The sequence below is a fragment of the Chitinophaga varians genome (assembly GCF_012641275.1).
In the GTDB taxonomy this organism is placed as follows: Bacteria; Bacteroidota; Bacteroidia; order Chitinophagales; family Chitinophagaceae; genus Chitinophaga; species Chitinophaga varians_A.
On record NZ_JABAIA010000004.1, the window covers coordinates 58,909 to 74,744 of the forward strand.

The following is a 15,836-nucleotide window of genomic DNA, read 5'->3' on the forward strand; positions in this document are numbered from 1 at the left end:
CAGACATGGTACTCATATTTATTCTTGCAGCCATCACCTTGGCAGCAGCGATACTCAATGCCCGCCCTCCCGCAAAAACGGAGAGTGACCTGCAAGCGCTCTTACCGATATGGAAGCTGGAAAAGGGAATAATACTGTCCAAAGCAGGAGATGCAACCGTCGGGCTCAAAATAGAGCTGCCGGAGATCTTCACCCTGTCGGAGATGGAATACGAATCTCTGCACGTTGCCTGGCTGAAAGCTATTAGAGTATTGCCGGTTGGCAGCATCCTTCATAAGCAGGATTGGTTTACTGCCGAGCGATATTCAGCCATGCCCGAAAGGTCGCAGGACAACTTCCTGCAACTAAGCAGCGACCGTTTTTTTAACGAGCGCCCCTATCTGGCCCATCAATGCTATTTGTACATTACCATTAAAGCTCCCGGCCGCAAACCGGCTAGCTCCGGTTATTCCAGCCTGCTACGCAGAAGTATGGTGCCCCGGGAGCTGACCGACAGTTCCATTTTACAGCAGCTGCAAGGCAGCATCGGGCAATTCTGCCGTATCCTTTCAGATAGCGGGTTTGTGGCCATCAGTGTCCTTAGCCCTGAAGAGATAGCCGGGACCGGTAAAACGCAAGGTATTATTGACCGATACCTTTCCCTGAGTAATGATCAGCGGGAGCCAGTATTAAAAGATATCCATTTCAAGCCGGACCTGAAAGTCGGCAGTAAGCGCTGCCTGGTATTTTCTGTCGCAGATGCTGATCAGCTGCCGGCTTCCTGCGCACCTAAGCTCAATTACGACAAGTACACCACCGACCGTACGAAGTTCTTTGTCGGGTTTGCCACTCCCGTCGGGCAGCTGCTACCCGTCAATCATATCTTCAATCAGTACCTGGTATTGGAAGATCCGGTACAGACCCTAAAGACGATGGAGGCCAAGCGTAGAAAGCTGCAGTCCCTAAGTGCCTACAGCCGTGAAAACGCCATCAGCAGGGATGCCACCGTTGAATACCTGAATGAAGCCGTTGCAGATGCCCGTACACCGATTACTGCACATCTCAATGTTCTGTGTTGGACTGAAGACGAGTCACAGCTGAAGGAGATCCGTAATGCGGCCTCGGCAGCGATTTCCAAGATGGAAGTAGTCCCTCACGAAGAGACCGTTGGCGCCCCGCAGCTTTGGTGGGCAGGCATTCCTGGCAATGCTGCCGAGCTGCCTGAGAATGAATGCTTTTATACGTTCGCAGAACAGGCCGCCTGCTTCTTTAACCTGGAGACAAGCTATCGTTCCTCCAAGAGTCCCTTCGGTATCCGGCTGGGAGACCGGCTGACAGGCGTTCCCCTGCATGTGGACATCAGTGATGAGCCGATGAAAACGGTCTGCACGAACAGGAATAAGCTGGTGATCGGTGGCTCCGGTTCGGGAAAGAGCATGTTCATGAATCATCTTTGCCACAGCTATGTGCTTCAGGGCGCACATTGCGTGATCCTGGATGTCGGTCACAGTTACGAGGGTTTGTGCAAGCTGCTGGGCGGATATTATTTCACCTATTCAGAGGCCAACCCTATTAAATTCAATCCGTTCTATATCCCTGCCGGCGACTACCTGGATACAGAGAAAAAGGAAAGCATCAAATCCTTACTGGTTGGGCTTTGGAAAGCCAATGATGAAAACTTCCGCCGGAGTGAATACGTGGCCATCAGCAATTCGCTGCAGTCCTACTTCCATTTTTTATCCGGTCATAGAGAGATCTTTCCCTGTTTCAATTCCTACTATGAATTCCTGCAGCAGCATTATATAAAGGAGCTGGAAGCAGAGAAGGTTAAGGACAGGGATTTCGATATCCACAACTTCCTATATGTATTGCGCCCCTTCTACCGAGGTGGAGAATTTGATTATATCCTTAACGGCTCTGAGAACCTGGAACTGTTATCTCAGCCGTTCGTGGTCTATGAGCTGGACGCGATCAAAGACCATCCGACGCTCTTCCAGGTAACTACCCTGGTGATTGCAGAGATGTTTATTTCCAAGATGCGCAAGCTTAAAGGTATCCGTAAGGTGATTGTCATAGAGGAAGCCTGGAAAGCCATATCCAGGGCAGGCATGGCCGAATTCATCAAGTACCTGTACAAGACGGTCAGAAAGCATATGGGCGAGGCTATCACGGTCAGCCAGGAGATAGATGACCTGATCAGCAGCCCGGTCATTAAAGAAGCCATCATCAACAACTCGGACTGCAAGATCCTGCTTGATCTGAAAAAATTCGCCAACAAATTCGATGATATACAGGCAACGCTCGGCATGACCGACAAGGGCAAAGACCTTGTCCTTAGCCTGAACCGCGCCAATGAGCCTGGGAAACGGTACCGGGAAGTTTATATTGAATTGGGCAACACGATCATGAAGGTCTACCGGTACGAACCCAGTATCGAGGAATACTACGCCTACAGTACCGAGCAACGGGAAAAAATGAAAGTACAGGAGTATACGGACAAATACGGTGGCGATATCCGTAAAGCCCTCCGTGCTATTGCTTTAGAGGAGGCGGCCTGATAATGTCCCCATTTTTTCAACGATAATAAATAACAATAGTAAATATCAACGATCATGGACGTAAAAGCAGTGGTGGCGCTATATAAAGCGCATGCAGAGGAGGACGGGCTACCGGCCCGACAAAGCGGAAGGTTGCCTATGCTGGTTATTGCCGATATGCCCTATTATATCGAGACCCGTTTCAGTGTCCTCCGGCCAGTCGACCCTTATAACCTTTCTGAGATCAGGATGAGTGAATGTAGCCGTTCAACTTACGATAATGAATCCCAGCTATTCTTTTATGACAAAAAAAGCGGCGAGGGAAAAGATGACCTAACCGGGTGTATCGCCGAAAACATGCTGTTGGTAAAGATCCCGGAGAGCCGGTTTCTGGATCCCTACATGTACTCCATGCTCACTAACCTGCCGGTCTCCCGGTTCCTTGAAAATGGCCGTATGCTGATGTACCGGGTTGCAGAGACCGTACCGGTAACACAGCGGATGATCGACCGAGTTATAAAAAAAATAGGGCCTAGTGGAGAATCCTATGAAAATCTTTTTAAGGCCGCCAAGCGGGAAGCCGCTGCCCTGAATAAAAATATACAAAGTGCCCTTAATCCCAAGCTGAAAAAGCGACAGATCGGTCTAAAGTAAATCCTCCAGATTTAATTAAACCTCCACTAATACGATAATAATGAAAAAGATTTTGCTGGTACTACTGCTGATGGGGACATTAACAGTAATACCTACCCAACGGAGCCATGCTATTGTCTGGGTTGTCGTTAAAGCCGCGCTTAAAAAGGTGATCCGCCAGATCGATCTGGGTATTCAGCGCCAGCAAAACAAAGTGATATGGATGCAGAACGCCCAGAAAAATTTAGAAAATACCATGTCCCGGTTGAAGCTGAAAGAGATATCCGAATGGTCTGATAAGCAACGCCAGCTGTATGATCAGTATTTTAAAGAGCTCTGGAAAATTAAGAATGCCATCCATACTTATCAGGAGGTCCGCGCTATCATCAGACGGCAGGCCAGCCTGGTGGACGAGTACAGTCATGCCTGGTCCCTGCTGCAGAAAGACGGCCGCTTTACACTACGCGAGCTCCGGCAGATGTACCATATCTATAGCGGTATCCTGGAGGAGAGTGTGAAAAGCATTGAAGAACTGACGATGGTAGTCAGCAGTCTTACGACGCAAATGGGCGATGGCCGCCGTCTGGAGCTAATCGCATCCGTCAGCCGTCAGCTGGAACAGAACCTGGTTGACCTCCGCCGCTTTAATAACCAGAATTTCCGTATCAGCCTGTCCCGCGCTGCCAGCGCGGATGAACAAAGATTGATCAAGGAACTCTACGGACTTGCAAACTGATACTTATGGAGATCGATGGTCGGCAATATGAGCATATGGCAGAACGCTTTGCGATTGCTTTGCGGCTCAAAGGATACAGGGGTAACTTTTTCCTGATGGATAGCCGCACAGAACGGCGGCTGCCGACTGATGGCACCATTGAGAACTGCTTAAGTAAACTGCGCAAGGAGTTTGAGCTTAACGGTGACTGCCAGGATGTATTGCTGTCCACATTTTCCGATCCTGCGTGCCAGCACTACCGGTGTACATTTTTACTGGATTACTCACATATTTCAGGCTTCCATATCCGCATCGGACATCTTTATGATGTGAAGCAGGATCTGCACCATGTGATGAAGCATCTGCCGGTGGAGCAGGTTCCCGGCGCGGCAATGGTCCCTACATTTTTTCCAACGAAGAAGCCCTGGGATGATTTCCTGCGCGGAAATGGTTTCAAACCCAAATTCTAAATGTCATGAAACAGGAGCGATTGATGGAGTATATAAAAGCCTACCAGGAACTTTTAGCGGAAAAGCATTACGATGATGCTACGCTGGGCAACGGTCATCCAGCTGATGCTACAAAAATGAACCTTCAAAAAGGGTTCCTTGAATTCTTAAGTGAGGGAAAGGCTGATCAGGATGGCCTGCTGGTCCTGCAAACCTTCGGAAAAATAGGGCCCAGTAAGGAACGGGTAGGTATTGCTTTTGAGTTTCACCATAACGGGAACCTTGGAACCATTGATCTGAAACAAATGAAGATCGACAATGACCATGGTGAAATAGTTATTGTTCCGCATAGTAATTCTGCAATTCCCGACCTGCATGAAGCCTATACCCTTCTTAAAGAAAACGAGAAAGCAGACCAGAAATTGGGACGCGCTACGAACAGGCGTGGTTTCCGTCCATTTTGAACATCTGTCCTTTTAGCCCCCATTTCATCAACAGCAAATACCGGCTTATGAAAATGGGTTTATTACTGCTTTTATCCATGTTGGTTGTCTACAATGCATCGGCCCAGCTGCTGGGAGGCTTTTTCAATCAGAGTAAGACGCAGGTTAAATATTACCTGGAACAGATCGCAGCGCTCAAAGCTTATAAGAGTGTTTTGAAAACCGGCTACAATGTCGTGAGGGATGGCGCAGGTCTTATCAGCGATATAAAGGATGGTGACTTCGGCCTGCATAAAGACTATTTCAGCAGTCTTTACACAGTCAGTTCCCGAGTCAGCCATTACTCAAAGGTGAAGGCCATCTATGAAATGGAGTCGGAAATAAGCAAGGCAACCTCCCGGATAGCCCCCTATCTTTCTATACTGCCGGATAGCACTTCTGGCAACCTTCGGTCCATGCTTTGTACAGGCGCTGAGTCTGCGGCCCGCGAACTCGATGAACTGCTACTGATCCTGGAAGATGGCCGCTCCGGGATGACGGAGGATGCCCGCCTGGAAGCCATCGACCGGATACATGTCCAGGTGCAGCGCCTATATAGTTACCAGATCCGGTTACTGCAACATATATACGCGTTCCGCGAGTACTACAGGCAACGCCAGGCTGACCTTGGGCGCTTCAGGAAAATATTTGATTGAACTTTTATTTATCATCCCCAAAGGCTTCCCCCGCCAATGCGGATACATGTTTATTCTTATGCTTAAAATTATCTTACTCGGGCTTGGTGTACAAAGTACCGCATTATACCTGATGTCTTCTATGGGAATGATACCGAAAGCAGATTTGGCCATTTTCGTGGACACCGGCAAGGAAGGTACCGGAACCTACCAGTATTTGCGTTTTCTGCAAAATTGGCAAGCCGGCAACAATGGCCTGCCCCTGACCGTGCTTACTGGCAAGAACCTGTACCAGGACCTGCTGCATCCATCCTACGCAGAACGTCCTACCAGCATTCCTGCATTCACCTATAATCCCGATGGCACTATCGGCATGCTACGCAGGCAATGCACTTCCGAGTATAAAATCAGGGTGATGGACGATTATATCCGCAACAGCATCTATGGCCTGCCGAAATATGCTAGAAGGCCGGAAACCGCCTTATGGTATGGCATCACAACCGACGAAATAGAAAGGCTCTCCTTTCCGCGTGAAGCCTGGAAGGTGAATACCTATCCCTTTGCCGGATATTATACCACACACGGTGGCGCAACAGAAAAGCTGGAATGGTCAAAGCCCATGGCCCGGCAGGATGTTATCCGCTGGTATGTGCTTCGTGAGCTCCCAGTGCCACCAAAGAGCGCCTGTGTCTTTTGTCCTTATCAATCGGATGCCAGCTGGGCAATCCGTAAAAAGCTCTTCCCAGATGACTTTGCAGCCGCAATCGCTGTCGACAACGCCATCCGGAACAGTACCCGGGCGGGAATTCATTATCCTGTATTCCTGCACCGTTCCTGCAGGCCGTTGGAAAGCGTTGAATTTGATTCCCGTGGAGATACCCAATGGGGTGAGTGCTCCGGTACCTGCCATGTGTAACCGGCATCGTTAACCTGCGCCGCCCTGCTTGTGGCAAGCGGCGCACCAAACAGTGAACAATGAAAAAAATACTGTTGCTACTGGTGCTTTTACTGGCAGGAGCAAAGATACAACTGGCTTCCGCCCAGGCGGCGGAGTTAGAGCAGTTGGCGCTCAATCTGGAGAAGCTTGCCCAACTCAAAAGTATCCTCAGCGACCTGAAAAGAGGCTATGACATCGTCTCTAAGGGCTATGGTACTATTAAGAACATCAGCGAAGGCAATTTCAATATCCACGAGGTATTCCTGAATGGCCTGCTGAGGGTTAATCCCGGGATTGCCCGTTACAGTAAGGTGCCGGCCATTGTTTCGGGGCAGGCCCGGATGCTGTCTGAATACAGAACTGCCTGGCGGCAGTTCAGGGCTGGCGGCCGGTTTACGGAGAAGGAACTGGACTATATGCTTCGTGTTTACGGCAACCTATTGGACAGGAGCCTTAGAAACCTCGACGAGCTTACAATGGTACTGACTTCGGGACAATTGAGGATGTCGGACGACGAACGAATCAAGGCTATTGACCGCCTGTACAACGATACGAATGAAAAGACAGCCTTTCTGCAGGCATTCAATAAAAGGGCTTCGGCAATTAATGACCAGCGGGAAGCGTATCTGCGGGAAAACAAAACGCTGCGATCCCTTTACCATAACTGATCCTGTTAAATGCACCATTCCATGCAAAAACTCATATTTATATCCGGTAGCCTTCTGCTGATCCTTTTGTTCCTGTCGCTTCCCTGCTTTGTACAAGCGCAGGGGCTAAGTTCAGGTATCTATAAATTCAACAATATATTGGATCGGCTTTTTGACGAAATGTTGCCCCTATGTGAACGGCTGATCGGGGTAGGTAGGGCCGTAGGTGGATTGGGCGCCTTGTTCTATATAGGGCTGAGGGTCTGGAGGCACATTGCCCGCGCGGAGCCGGTTGATTTTTTTCCACTGCTAAGGCCCTTTGCCCTGGGGATGGCCATTATGCTGTTCCCGTTCGTGATCAAGATTATGAATGGTGCGCTGAAGCCTATAGAGGAAGCCACGCGGGCCATGACAGGCGACGCGCTGGACGCGGTATGGTACAATATTGACCAGCAGGAGCAGGCGATCAAACAGGATGCTCCTCCCGGTACAGGACCATCAGCGCCGGATATGGGAAAATACGAGCAGCCGGACGGCAGCAACGAAGGTATTTTTTCCGGACTGCAAAACGTCTTTACCTGGTTTAATATCAAAAGCTTTATTAAGGTCTTTATTATGGAGATCGTCCAGATCCTTTACACCGCAGTCGGTCTTTGCATCAATACGATCCGCACGTTCTACCTGATCATACTGGCCATCCTCGGACCGATCGTCTTTGCCCTTTCCATATTCGACGGCTTTCAGAACTCGCTCTCCAGCTGGTTTGCGCGATATATCAACGTCTGGATGTGGTTGCCCGTTGCCAACATCTTCGGAGGGATCACTTCTAAGATACTGGCCAACTTGATGACTATGGGCCCCGGATTTTTTGGCAGCGCAGTCTATATCATTTTTATGATCATTTCTATCGTTGGGTATACTACTGTTCCTAACGTCGCCGGCTATATTATCCAGGCAAGCGGAAGGGACACTCTCCTGCATAAGATCAACAATATGACACGCGCAGGTGGGAAAGTGGCTATGGCTGCCATCGGGAAGCTTTAGGGCCTCACCGGAATTCAATTTTTTTTAAATCGTGAAAACTGTCCCCAATGAAACATGTAACGCGCAATGTTCAAGCAGTTCCACAACATAGAAACCGCCTTCAGGCATGTCCGGTTATTCACTTTTGTTTTAATAGCAGCCTGCATGTCCATCGTATGCTTTACCATCCTGGAAAGCTATAGGATGGTTACCAAAGCCCAGGAGCGTATTTATATCCTTGCAAGTGGTAAAGCCCTGGAAGCCCTTGCTGGTGAAAGAAAGGACAATATTCCGGTAGAGGCCAGGGATCACATTAAGATGTTCCACTTCTACTTTTTTCAACTGGATCCTGATGATAAACTGATTGCCAGCCATATCGGTCAGGCCCTGTACCTGTCGGATGCCAGTGCCAAAAAGCAATTCGATAACCTCAGTGAAAGTGGCTACTATACCGGAATAATCAGCGGTAATATCAGCCAGATGGTCACTATGGATTCCATCGTGCTGGGTATAGATACTTATCCTTTCCGGTTCAAGTATTTCGGAAAGCAGCAGATCATACGGCCTACTGCTATTCTCACACGCAACCTTATTACTGAAGGATTCCTGCGGAGCGTCAGTCGCAGCGACGTGAACCCTCACGGATTTCTGATTGAGCGCTGGAAAATTATTGACAACCATGACCTGGAGATCAAAAACAGATAGTGATGTTGCGATTTTTAAAAAACAAACAGCACCACAGATTAAGTGATGCCGCTGCCAGCAGGATTGCCATGGTTATACTGCGTCATCAGTTGAAGCTTGCCGACAGGCTGGCGTCCCTGGACCGGAAGCTCAGTGGTCGCCAGCGAAAGGTCGTATACCTGATTATGGGGTTTCTGTTCTTTAGTTGCCTGACCTGGGTGACCATCCCGCTGTTCAGAAATGACCCCAAAGCGACAAAAGCGAAGTGGCTGCGGCCTCATATGGACAGTACAGTCAAGCGGACCGGATATCTCAATGCCACTCATTTACCAATACAACGATAAAAGCATGACGACAAAGACAGAAAAACAGAGGAAAAGCAGAAGGAAACTGCTGGTCTATCCGCTTCTTTTCCTTCCCTTCGCTACGCTGGCCTTCTGGATGCTTGACGGAGGCAAAGGGACAGCACAAACAGTCAGGGAGCCGCAAGGGCTCAACCATGAGCTGCCGGATGCACAACTTCCCCAGGGCCCACTGGATAAAATGAGCCTTTACCGAAAGGCCGCCGATGATTCCGCAGCATTACGTCAAAGAAGGGCTATGGATCCATTCAATGCCGGACCGGCAGACAGACTAGCCTTTAAGCTGGATTCCCTGCCTGTACCGGATACCCTGGAAGAAATAGACGGCGGCCTTACCCGGACAACCTGGAAGCATGAACCGGATGCCAATGAACAGAAGGTCGCCGATCGTTTAAAAAAGCTGGAGGCGATTATAGAAACGCCATCCAAAGCGCCTGTCGCACCTCCTGAGCCATTCTATGCTCCTGCCATGGACCATCCGGACCTGGACCGCCTTGAGCAAATGATGCAGTCCATAACAGCTCCTTCCAGCGGCGATACTGAAATGAAGCAGTTGGGTCAAATGCTGGAATCGATCAAGGATATTCAGAACCCGGCCAGGGTACAGCAGCAGCTCAGGGAGCAATCGGAAAAGAACAGAGGCAGGGTTTATACCGTCAGCCGTCCGGTGCAGGAACCTTCTGCTGGTTATTTATCCAATGGCGCTGCTTTGTCCCTGGCCCGCAAGGTCGATAGTTCCGGCGCTGCTGCGATCTATGAGCCTTTGTCGGAGCGGAACAGCTTTTACGACCTGAATAAGGCAGACGCATACACCGAAACGGGACAAACAGCCATACCCGCAGTTATTCACGAAACCCAAACGGTAATTTCTGGCTCCACCATCAAGATACGCCTGACTGAAGATGTTATGGTCAATGGCGTGCTGATACCGCAGGGTAATTTCATTTATGGCAACTGCGCTATCAGTGGCGAACGCCTCCAGATTGCCATACCCGGCATAAGATTCGGCAAGCACCTGTTTCCGGTATCCCTGTCAGCTTTCAGTCTTGATGGCCTGGAAGGGATCAGCATTCCCGGCGCCCTGACCAGGGACGCTGCGAAAGAAGGCCTCGACAGGACGGTACAAAGCCTGAATTTGATGAGCATGGATCCCTCCATCGCAGCACAGGCTGCAGGCGCCGGAGTCGAAGCCGCAAAGGGATTATTCGGCAAGAAAGCAAGACTGGTCCGGGTAACCGTAAAGGCCGGCTTCCCCTTGTTGCTCATGGATACCAAAGCGCAGCAGGACCTCCAATAAACCCGGCATGACTTATTTAATAATTTAAACACGACAGATCATATGAAACAGTTACTGTTTGTTTTTACCGCGTTGCTTTACGGAATGCTTACCGCCACCGCCCAGCAAAGCCGGATCATGGAAAATGCCCAGCTGCCATCCTTTCCCCTCGATATTACCTGGCACAAAACGGCTGTACTGATCTTTCCGCAGCCCATAAAAGATGCCGACCGTGGGGATGCCTACGTTTTGGCGGAAACCTTTAAAGATGCCAATAATATACTTAAGGTAAAAGCGGGAAAGAAAAATTTTGAAGAAAGTAACCTGCAGGTGGTGACCAGCGATGGGAAAGTGTATTGCTTTACCGTTAACTATAAAGATAACATACCAGCAAGGCCCATTGATATGGGAAGGGCAATGCCTTATGCTCCGGTAACTTTTCCGGGTGTTTCGCTCAACAGTAAGCAGGTAGAAGACCTATCCGTTAAAGTGGCCGAGACTTACGCATTCCTGCGGGGCGGAAGGTTTCACCGTTACGGGCTCAGTCTGGAAACACAAGGTGTTTATGTGAAGGATGATGTATTGTTTTTCCAGTTCCGGGTAAAAAATGAAACGCATATACCCTTTGAGCCGGCGACCATCCGGTTTTATATCCGCGATAGGGCACGCACAAAGCGGACGGCGTCGCAGGATACAGAGATCGTACCGCTGAACATCCTGCAATCCGGTACTCCTGAATCGGACCGGGGAACTACCATCGTTGCGGCATTCCCTCGGTTTACCATTGCAGAAAACAAGTACTTCGGTATTGAGATTATGGAAAAGCAGGGCGATCGTAATCCCACTAACCGTATCAAACAAAAAAAACTGCTCAAGGCACATTCCCTCTAATCCTTTTAATCTTTATGCTATGTTGAATGAAGCGACCACCGCCTATGATAAAACAGTCATGGGAGAAATCAGTAGTTGGAAAAGAATAGAAGCCTCAATTGAACAAATATCGGGGCCGAAGGTGCTCAAAGACCGGGAATGGTTGCAGCTGCGGCTTTTCGAATATGAACGCATCGTTCGTGAGTTCCGCAGCACCGCCAGGACCCGTGATGAAAAAGCCTGGCTCCTGGTTGCGGATATTGAACGCAAACGGCTGGAGAAAGCGCTATACCCATCCCTTATCGCCAGGATGATCCATAAGGTCGGTGTCGCATTATTTGAACGGCTGGATGTTGGCCGTCGCCAGGAACAGCCGACCGACACCATTTTTAATGATTCCGTGTTTCAGCGGTACAAACCGCCGACAGAGGAAAGGCAGGTGTACCAAGCGACTGAAAATGCACAAGACATTTTTGTCAAAAAGCCTGTCGGCCAGGACCTGGGTTGTAAAAAGGAGCAGAAGACAGGAAATGGCCTGCATATGTAAGCTAGGACTGGATTACGGAACTTATCCTGTTTAATAAAGAAATTTATTGCCTGATGGGAGACTTCAAAGAATTGCAGGAGAGCCTGATGTGGCTGGGGTTTAATGAACAGCAGGTGATGCACCTGGGAAGTTCAGCCGAATGTTATGGGGATAAGCCTCCTATACTGCTCTATACCTCGAGGCCGGCAATCGGGTTTATACGATGCAGGTTTGAGTTCAAGCCATCAGGCAAAGATGGCAGGCAGCTGATCGTCCATTTAAGTCTTTTGGGAGACAGTGGTAAATGGGTTGAGCTGATCGGCAGGATCTTTCCGGATAACCTTTCCATCCAGGAAATCATGGCGCAGCTGAAAATTACCTTTCCTGCAATCATTGAGTTAAATAAGCCTCTCTATTGCAGCAATGCTGCCCGCAGGGTCACCCGGCACCATAAGCGCCGTCACCTGTAGTATAGTACTATCGTGTAAATTAGTTGACAGCCCCATTTTGCTCAGTTATAAAATTATATCAATGGACAATCTGGAAAACCTTAAAGAGCAATTATACCGTAAGGGCTTTGGTACAGAGCTTTACCGGGAGCTCGAAGAAAAGATCAATTCCCCCGCTGAAGCGTTTATGATCGAACACTTCGCCACCATGAAGAATGGCGATGAGATCGGCTACCAGCTTCACTTCGCACGCAGTGAAAAGGATGGTAACGTATACTTCAATTCCTTCACTGCAGGTTTGCTAAAAAATACGGAGCGCCCGGGAGAAATACGGGAACATACTTTTCCCACCCGGTTTATGATTACTGCCGCAGAAGCATACCGCATGCTAAAGCATGGGCTGGATGTAGCCGTCAACAAGAACCTTTTCGACAAAGAGGGAGAAAAGTATAATACCTGGATTTCCCTTGATGTGACCAGCGAAAAGAACGAATTCAACAATTTTCCTGAAAAGACCTATCACCAGAACTATTTCGGCGGCCAGCCTTTCCTGCCCACAGAAGCACTCAAAAGATTTCAGACGCCGATCAAAGAGGTTCAATATTCGCTTAGTCTTGAACGGCTGGATGAAAAGCTGAGGAAGGCCAATATTGTCCGGGTCCAGTATTTCGAAGCAGGACAGGAGAAGACAGGAATGATCACCATCAATCCAAAGCAGCAAGGCGCTATGCTGAGGGATACGGCAGGCAACGTAGTGGAGGCTGTATCCATACCCCGGAAAAAACAGGAAGAGCACCAGCAACAGGCGCCGGAACAAAAGCAGGAAACTGGTCCTGGGGACGAAAAAAAAAAGCCGCAGAAGATTGAGTGGGGAAAATCAAGATCTAGGGGATTAAAACCATAGGCCGTCACGGCAGATCATTTTTTAAATTTTATGTTGATATGGAATTGGAGAAAGATACTGCTTCCATCGCCCGGGAGATGGAATGGGCCGAACTGTCCGTTGAGCCGGTTGTCCATGAGCGTGGCAAGCACGATAAACTCGCAGGCACAATTTTATCTTCCTTGCCCGAACTCCTGGAAGGGCTGCCCGACGGCGCTTCAACCGTGGCCACTGCATTGCTGGTAAAGCATTGGCTGCAATCGCCTGTTGCCGATTTGATCCCGGCAGGCAATATCGATGATCTGAGGAGTCACCGTTATTTTAAGCTTCAGGGTACGCTCGAAGATTTTACGGCTAGGCAGGCCTATAGCTTGCTGGTCGGTCGCTCCCTACTCCGATTTTCCCAAGTCCTGAATAATCCGGAGGTAACATCCTCCAGCTGGCAGTGGCTTCCTGATGGTAAGTTCACGATGCTGGGATCCCATTATGACCTGGAGGCACTGTTGGTTCGATACAGAATCAAAGAATATATGGAGGAAACGCCGGGAAGCAGCCTTATTGTCGATCTGATGAACGGGGATAAGGTGCCCTGTCACATCCAGGGTACATCCGGCGACCGGCCGGTGTTCATATCAGCGGCGCCTGACATCGACGACCTGCGTATTTTCCTGGAGGATGGCACAGCACTTCGTATCGTCAAGGTCCACCCTGAAATGGCCGCACGAAATACAGAGTTAAGGCTGTTCAGGAAAAGGCCGGGCCGGGGATTACGGCCCTGAAAATATTTAATAGTGATCGATCAGGAAGTATTTAAACAATAGATTGGATATGGCTGACAGACTAAGACCGCCCTTGACATACTATGGCGGTAAACAGACCCTTGCACCATGGATCATCTCCATGATACCCGAACATGTCCTTTACGGGGAGCCTTTTTGCGGCGGGGCGGCAGTGTTATTTCACAAAGAGCCCTCTCGTGTGGAGGTGATCAATGATACCAACGGAGAGCTGATCAACTTTTACAGGATGGCTAAAACGCAGTTCCCAAAGCTTAATAAGCTGGTGCAGGATACACTTCATAGTCGTGATGCCTTCCGCCAGGCTATGGTCATCAACCAGAACCCGGACATGTTCGATCCGATAAAAAGAGCCTGGGCCATATGGACGATTGCAGCGATGAGCTTTGCAGCCAAGCTGGATGGGACATTTGGTTACGATAAGACGGATAACACCACCTCCAAAAGGATCGAGAACAAAAGGATCTCTTTTACTCCTGAGATTGCCCGGCGACTGTCCCGCGTCCAACTGGAATGCGCCGACGCTTTGTATGTTATACAAAGCCGGGACCATGAAAAGGCTTTCTTTTACTGCGATCCGCCCTATATCGGCAGCGATCTCGGACATTACAAAGGTTATACCGAAGCAGACTTTACCGCGCTGTTAAATACTCTCTCGGGCATTAAAGGAAAATTCCTACTATCCTCCTATCCGTCCTCAATCCTGGATGGTTTTGTTAAACAGCTTGGCTGGCAACAGAAACAGAGATCGATGTTGGTTACCGTCAATACAAAAAGCGGCAAACAAAAGGAAAAAACAGAAGTGGTAACGGCGAACTACCCGATACACTGAACTATTATTTGATGATTATTTAAATGAATTGGATATGAAGACTAATAGCCCGGAGGATTTGTTAGCCTATCTACAGGAATTGTACCTGGCGGATAAATGGCTGGACCCCGAATTGCTAAGGCCGCGAACGCCGTGGAAAACAGATGTACAGGGTCAATATTATCCCACGGAAACGGACATTGTCCGGTATAATTACGCACTTTATAACCTCGATAAGGGCAAGGAGTGGGAAGTCGTATTTTATACCGTATATACACTTTCCTTTCCTGAAATCCAGCATGCAAAAACGGCCCTAATTGATACGGCTAGTCTGGAAAAAGAGCTGAAAGCCTTTAAGTGGCAGGAGCGGTCCGTTTTGTCGCAGCCTGGTTCAGCACTAACGCAGGCAAAAGTGATGGAGGCCAGGGAGAATGATATAGCCCGCCAGGCGGTGGAAATGCTCATGTGTAAATACTGGAAAGGCACGCCCATGGAAAAGCTGGTACCGTATCCACTTCCTGAGATTGGCATAAGGAAAGAAATGTCATTTCCGGTAACGGGGCAGATCGACGATATCGATATAAAGGAAGCTTATCACCTATTGCAAGGCAGGGCTGTAAACAAGCCAGAGATCAATAGCAATGGCCATTTGATCTTACCCTTGAAAGGCCAATGGCTCATGGCCGAGAATGGTCATTTAAAGGAATATGCTGACTTTGACCTGCGTGGAGCTATTGAAGCATTACCCCAGGTCGTTCAGTTGGAGAAGATGCGTAACATTTTGTCCAAAGCGAACAGTGGTCAGCCTATACCCGCATGTCTTGACAATAACAGCGAAAAAATACAAGGTTCCCTTTGGGTGGATCCAAGGATCGCAGGATTTAGGTTTATAGACAAGAAGGGGACGGAACACAGCCTTTCTATACCAGCGGTCGGCAGGAAAAAACGAGATGTATCCAATATAAGACATTCTGCCAAGCTGCAGGAGCCTCCTAAGAAGAGGAAGTCCCCCAGTGTAAAGCGTTGATACAACAGACACCTTGTAGGAAAAACAGTCCTAATGCCTCGGGACCTCGCTACAGATCTGGCTTGTATGCAACGCAGTAGTGGGAAGGTAATGGCACTTTCGGAGGAGAATGTC

The 15,836-nt window shown here is 49.0% G+C and carries 19 protein-coding genes; all 19 read left to right on the forward strand.

Annotated elements, in window-relative coordinates; translation table 11 throughout:
* Nucleotides 1–5: 5 nt before the first annotated feature.
* Nucleotides 6–2,537 carry a TraG family conjugative transposon ATPase gene (locus tag HGH92_RS29660; RefSeq protein ID WP_168874479.1) on the forward strand — a complete coding sequence of 844 codons (2,532 nt, stop codon included), beginning with the start codon at nt 6–8 and terminating at the stop codon, nt 2,535–2,537.
* A 54-nt stretch (nt 2,538–2,591) separates the two neighbouring features.
* The gene (locus tag HGH92_RS29665) at nt 2,592–3,170 is read left to right on the forward strand and encodes a hypothetical protein (RefSeq protein WP_168874480.1); all 579 of its coding nucleotides are present in this window, start codon (nt 2,592–2,594) and stop codon (nt 3,168–3,170) included.
* Nucleotides 3,171–3,210: 40 nt separating this feature from the next.
* Nucleotides 3,211–3,885 (forward strand): conjugal transfer protein TraI, encoded by a 675-nt coding sequence (locus HGH92_RS29670; RefSeq protein ID WP_168874481.1) that lies wholly within the window; start codon nt 3,211–3,213, stop codon nt 3,883–3,885.
* Between the two features lie 5 nt (nt 3,886–3,890).
* Nucleotides 3,891–4,334, forward strand: a complete 444-nt coding sequence (locus HGH92_RS29675) for a hypothetical protein (RefSeq protein ID WP_168874482.1) — start codon at nt 3,891–3,893, stop codon at nt 4,332–4,334.
* A 5-nt stretch (nt 4,335–4,339) separates the two neighbouring features.
* Nucleotides 4,340–4,777: a hypothetical protein gene (locus HGH92_RS29680; RefSeq protein ID WP_168874483.1), complete on the forward strand. Its 438-nt coding sequence runs from the start codon at nt 4,340–4,342 to the stop codon at nt 4,775–4,777.
* 47 nt (nt 4,778–4,824) lie between these two features.
* Complete coding sequence (locus HGH92_RS29685) at nt 4,825–5,451, forward strand: hypothetical protein (protein ID WP_168874484.1); 627 nt, start codon at nt 4,825–4,827, stop codon at nt 5,449–5,451.
* Nucleotides 5,452–5,509: 58 nt separating this feature from the next.
* A complete protein-coding gene (locus tag HGH92_RS29690; RefSeq protein ID WP_168874485.1) occupies nt 5,510–6,346 on the forward strand; it encodes a hypothetical protein in 837 nt (278 codons plus the stop codon).
* 59 nt (nt 6,347–6,405) lie between these two features.
* Nucleotides 6,406–7,035: a TerB family tellurite resistance protein gene (locus tag HGH92_RS29695; RefSeq protein ID WP_168874486.1), complete on the forward strand. Its 630-nt coding sequence runs from the start codon at nt 6,406–6,408 to the stop codon at nt 7,033–7,035.
* A gap of 21 nt (nt 7,036–7,056) precedes the next feature.
* On the forward strand, nt 7,057–8,058 hold the full coding sequence (locus HGH92_RS29700) for a conjugative transposon protein TraJ (protein ID WP_168874487.1): 1,002 nt from the start codon (nt 7,057–7,059) through the stop codon (nt 8,056–8,058).
* A 66-nt stretch (nt 8,059–8,124) separates the two neighbouring features.
* On the forward strand, nt 8,125–8,742 hold the full coding sequence (gene traK, locus HGH92_RS29705) for a conjugative transposon protein TraK (RefSeq protein ID WP_168874488.1): 618 nt from the start codon (nt 8,125–8,127) through the stop codon (nt 8,740–8,742).
* Nucleotides 8,743–8,744: 2 nt separating this feature from the next.
* On the forward strand, nt 8,745–9,065 hold the full coding sequence (locus HGH92_RS29710; RefSeq protein ID WP_168874489.1) for a hypothetical protein: 321 nt from the start codon (nt 8,745–8,747) through the stop codon (nt 9,063–9,065).
* A gap of 4 nt (nt 9,066–9,069) precedes the next feature.
* Complete coding sequence (gene traM / locus HGH92_RS29715) at nt 9,070–10,380, forward strand: conjugative transposon protein TraM (protein ID WP_168874490.1); 1,311 nt, start codon at nt 9,070–9,072, stop codon at nt 10,378–10,380.
* 42 nt (nt 10,381–10,422) lie between these two features.
* Nucleotides 10,423–11,250 carry a conjugative transposon protein TraN gene (gene traN, locus HGH92_RS29720; protein ID WP_168874491.1) on the forward strand — a complete coding sequence of 276 codons (828 nt, stop codon included), beginning with the start codon at nt 10,423–10,425 and terminating at the stop codon, nt 11,248–11,250.
* Between the two features lie 19 nt (nt 11,251–11,269).
* The gene (locus HGH92_RS29725; RefSeq protein ID WP_168874492.1) at nt 11,270–11,776 is read left to right on the forward strand and encodes a hypothetical protein; all 507 of its coding nucleotides are present in this window, start codon (nt 11,270–11,272) and stop codon (nt 11,774–11,776) included.
* A 53-nt stretch (nt 11,777–11,829) separates the two neighbouring features.
* On the forward strand, nt 11,830–12,225 hold the full coding sequence (locus HGH92_RS29730; RefSeq protein ID WP_168874493.1) for a hypothetical protein: 396 nt from the start codon (nt 11,830–11,832) through the stop codon (nt 12,223–12,225).
* A gap of 61 nt (nt 12,226–12,286) precedes the next feature.
* Nucleotides 12,287–13,108: a hypothetical protein gene (locus HGH92_RS29735; protein WP_168874494.1), complete on the forward strand. Its 822-nt coding sequence runs from the start codon at nt 12,287–12,289 to the stop codon at nt 13,106–13,108.
* 38 nt (nt 13,109–13,146) lie between these two features.
* Nucleotides 13,147–13,866, forward strand: a complete 720-nt coding sequence (locus tag HGH92_RS29740; protein ID WP_168874495.1) for a hypothetical protein — start codon at nt 13,147–13,149, stop codon at nt 13,864–13,866.
* Between the two features lie 49 nt (nt 13,867–13,915).
* Nucleotides 13,916–14,716: a DNA adenine methylase gene (locus tag HGH92_RS29745; protein WP_168874496.1), complete on the forward strand. Its 801-nt coding sequence runs from the start codon at nt 13,916–13,918 to the stop codon at nt 14,714–14,716.
* Between the two features lie 34 nt (nt 14,717–14,750).
* Nucleotides 14,751–15,722 (forward strand): hypothetical protein, encoded by a 972-nt coding sequence (locus tag HGH92_RS29750; RefSeq protein ID WP_168874497.1) that lies wholly within the window; start codon nt 14,751–14,753, stop codon nt 15,720–15,722.
* The last annotated feature ends 114 nt before the right edge of the window (nt 15,723–15,836 follow it).

Coding starts and splice junctions, on each gene's coding strand:
- HGH92_RS29690 (WP_168874485.1), top strand. CDS start 5,510: ATGCTTAAAATTATCTTACTCGGGCTTGGTGTACAAAGTACCGCATTA.
- HGH92_RS29735 (WP_168874494.1), top strand. CDS start 12,287: ATGGACAATCTGGAAAACCTTAAAGAGCAATTATACCGTAAGGGCTTT.
- HGH92_RS29685 (WP_168874484.1), top strand. CDS start 4,825: ATGAAAATGGGTTTATTACTGCTTTTATCCATGTTGGTTGTCTACAAT.
- traN (WP_168874491.1), top strand. CDS start 10,423: ATGAAACAGTTACTGTTTGTTTTTACCGCGTTGCTTTACGGAATGCTT.
- HGH92_RS29750 (WP_168874497.1), top strand. CDS start 14,751: ATGAAGACTAATAGCCCGGAGGATTTGTTAGCCTATCTACAGGAATTG.
- HGH92_RS29710 (WP_168874489.1), top strand. CDS start 8,745: ATGTTGCGATTTTTAAAAAACAAACAGCACCACAGATTAAGTGATGCC.
- HGH92_RS29670 (WP_168874481.1), top strand. CDS start 3,211: ATGAAAAAGATTTTGCTGGTACTACTGCTGATGGGGACATTAACAGTA.
- HGH92_RS29695 (WP_168874486.1), top strand. CDS start 6,406: ATGAAAAAAATACTGTTGCTACTGGTGCTTTTACTGGCAGGAGCAAAG.
- HGH92_RS29740 (WP_168874495.1), top strand. CDS start 13,147: ATGGAATTGGAGAAAGATACTGCTTCCATCGCCCGGGAGATGGAATGG.
- HGH92_RS29665 (WP_168874480.1), top strand. CDS start 2,592: ATGGACGTAAAAGCAGTGGTGGCGCTATATAAAGCGCATGCAGAGGAG.
- HGH92_RS29700 (WP_168874487.1), top strand. CDS start 7,057: ATGCAAAAACTCATATTTATATCCGGTAGCCTTCTGCTGATCCTTTTG.
- traK (WP_168874488.1), top strand. CDS start 8,125: ATGTTCAAGCAGTTCCACAACATAGAAACCGCCTTCAGGCATGTCCGG.
- HGH92_RS29745 (WP_168874496.1), top strand. CDS start 13,916: ATGGCTGACAGACTAAGACCGCCCTTGACATACTATGGCGGTAAACAG.
- HGH92_RS29660 (WP_168874479.1), top strand. CDS start 6: ATGGTACTCATATTTATTCTTGCAGCCATCACCTTGGCAGCAGCGATA.
- HGH92_RS29675 (WP_168874482.1), top strand. CDS start 3,891: ATGGAGATCGATGGTCGGCAATATGAGCATATGGCAGAACGCTTTGCG.
- traM (WP_168874490.1), top strand. CDS start 9,070: ATGACGACAAAGACAGAAAAACAGAGGAAAAGCAGAAGGAAACTGCTG.
- HGH92_RS29730 (WP_168874493.1), top strand. CDS start 11,830: ATGGGAGACTTCAAAGAATTGCAGGAGAGCCTGATGTGGCTGGGGTTT.
- HGH92_RS29680 (WP_168874483.1), top strand. CDS start 4,340: ATGAAACAGGAGCGATTGATGGAGTATATAAAAGCCTACCAGGAACTT.
- HGH92_RS29725 (WP_168874492.1), top strand. CDS start 11,270: ATGTTGAATGAAGCGACCACCGCCTATGATAAAACAGTCATGGGAGAA.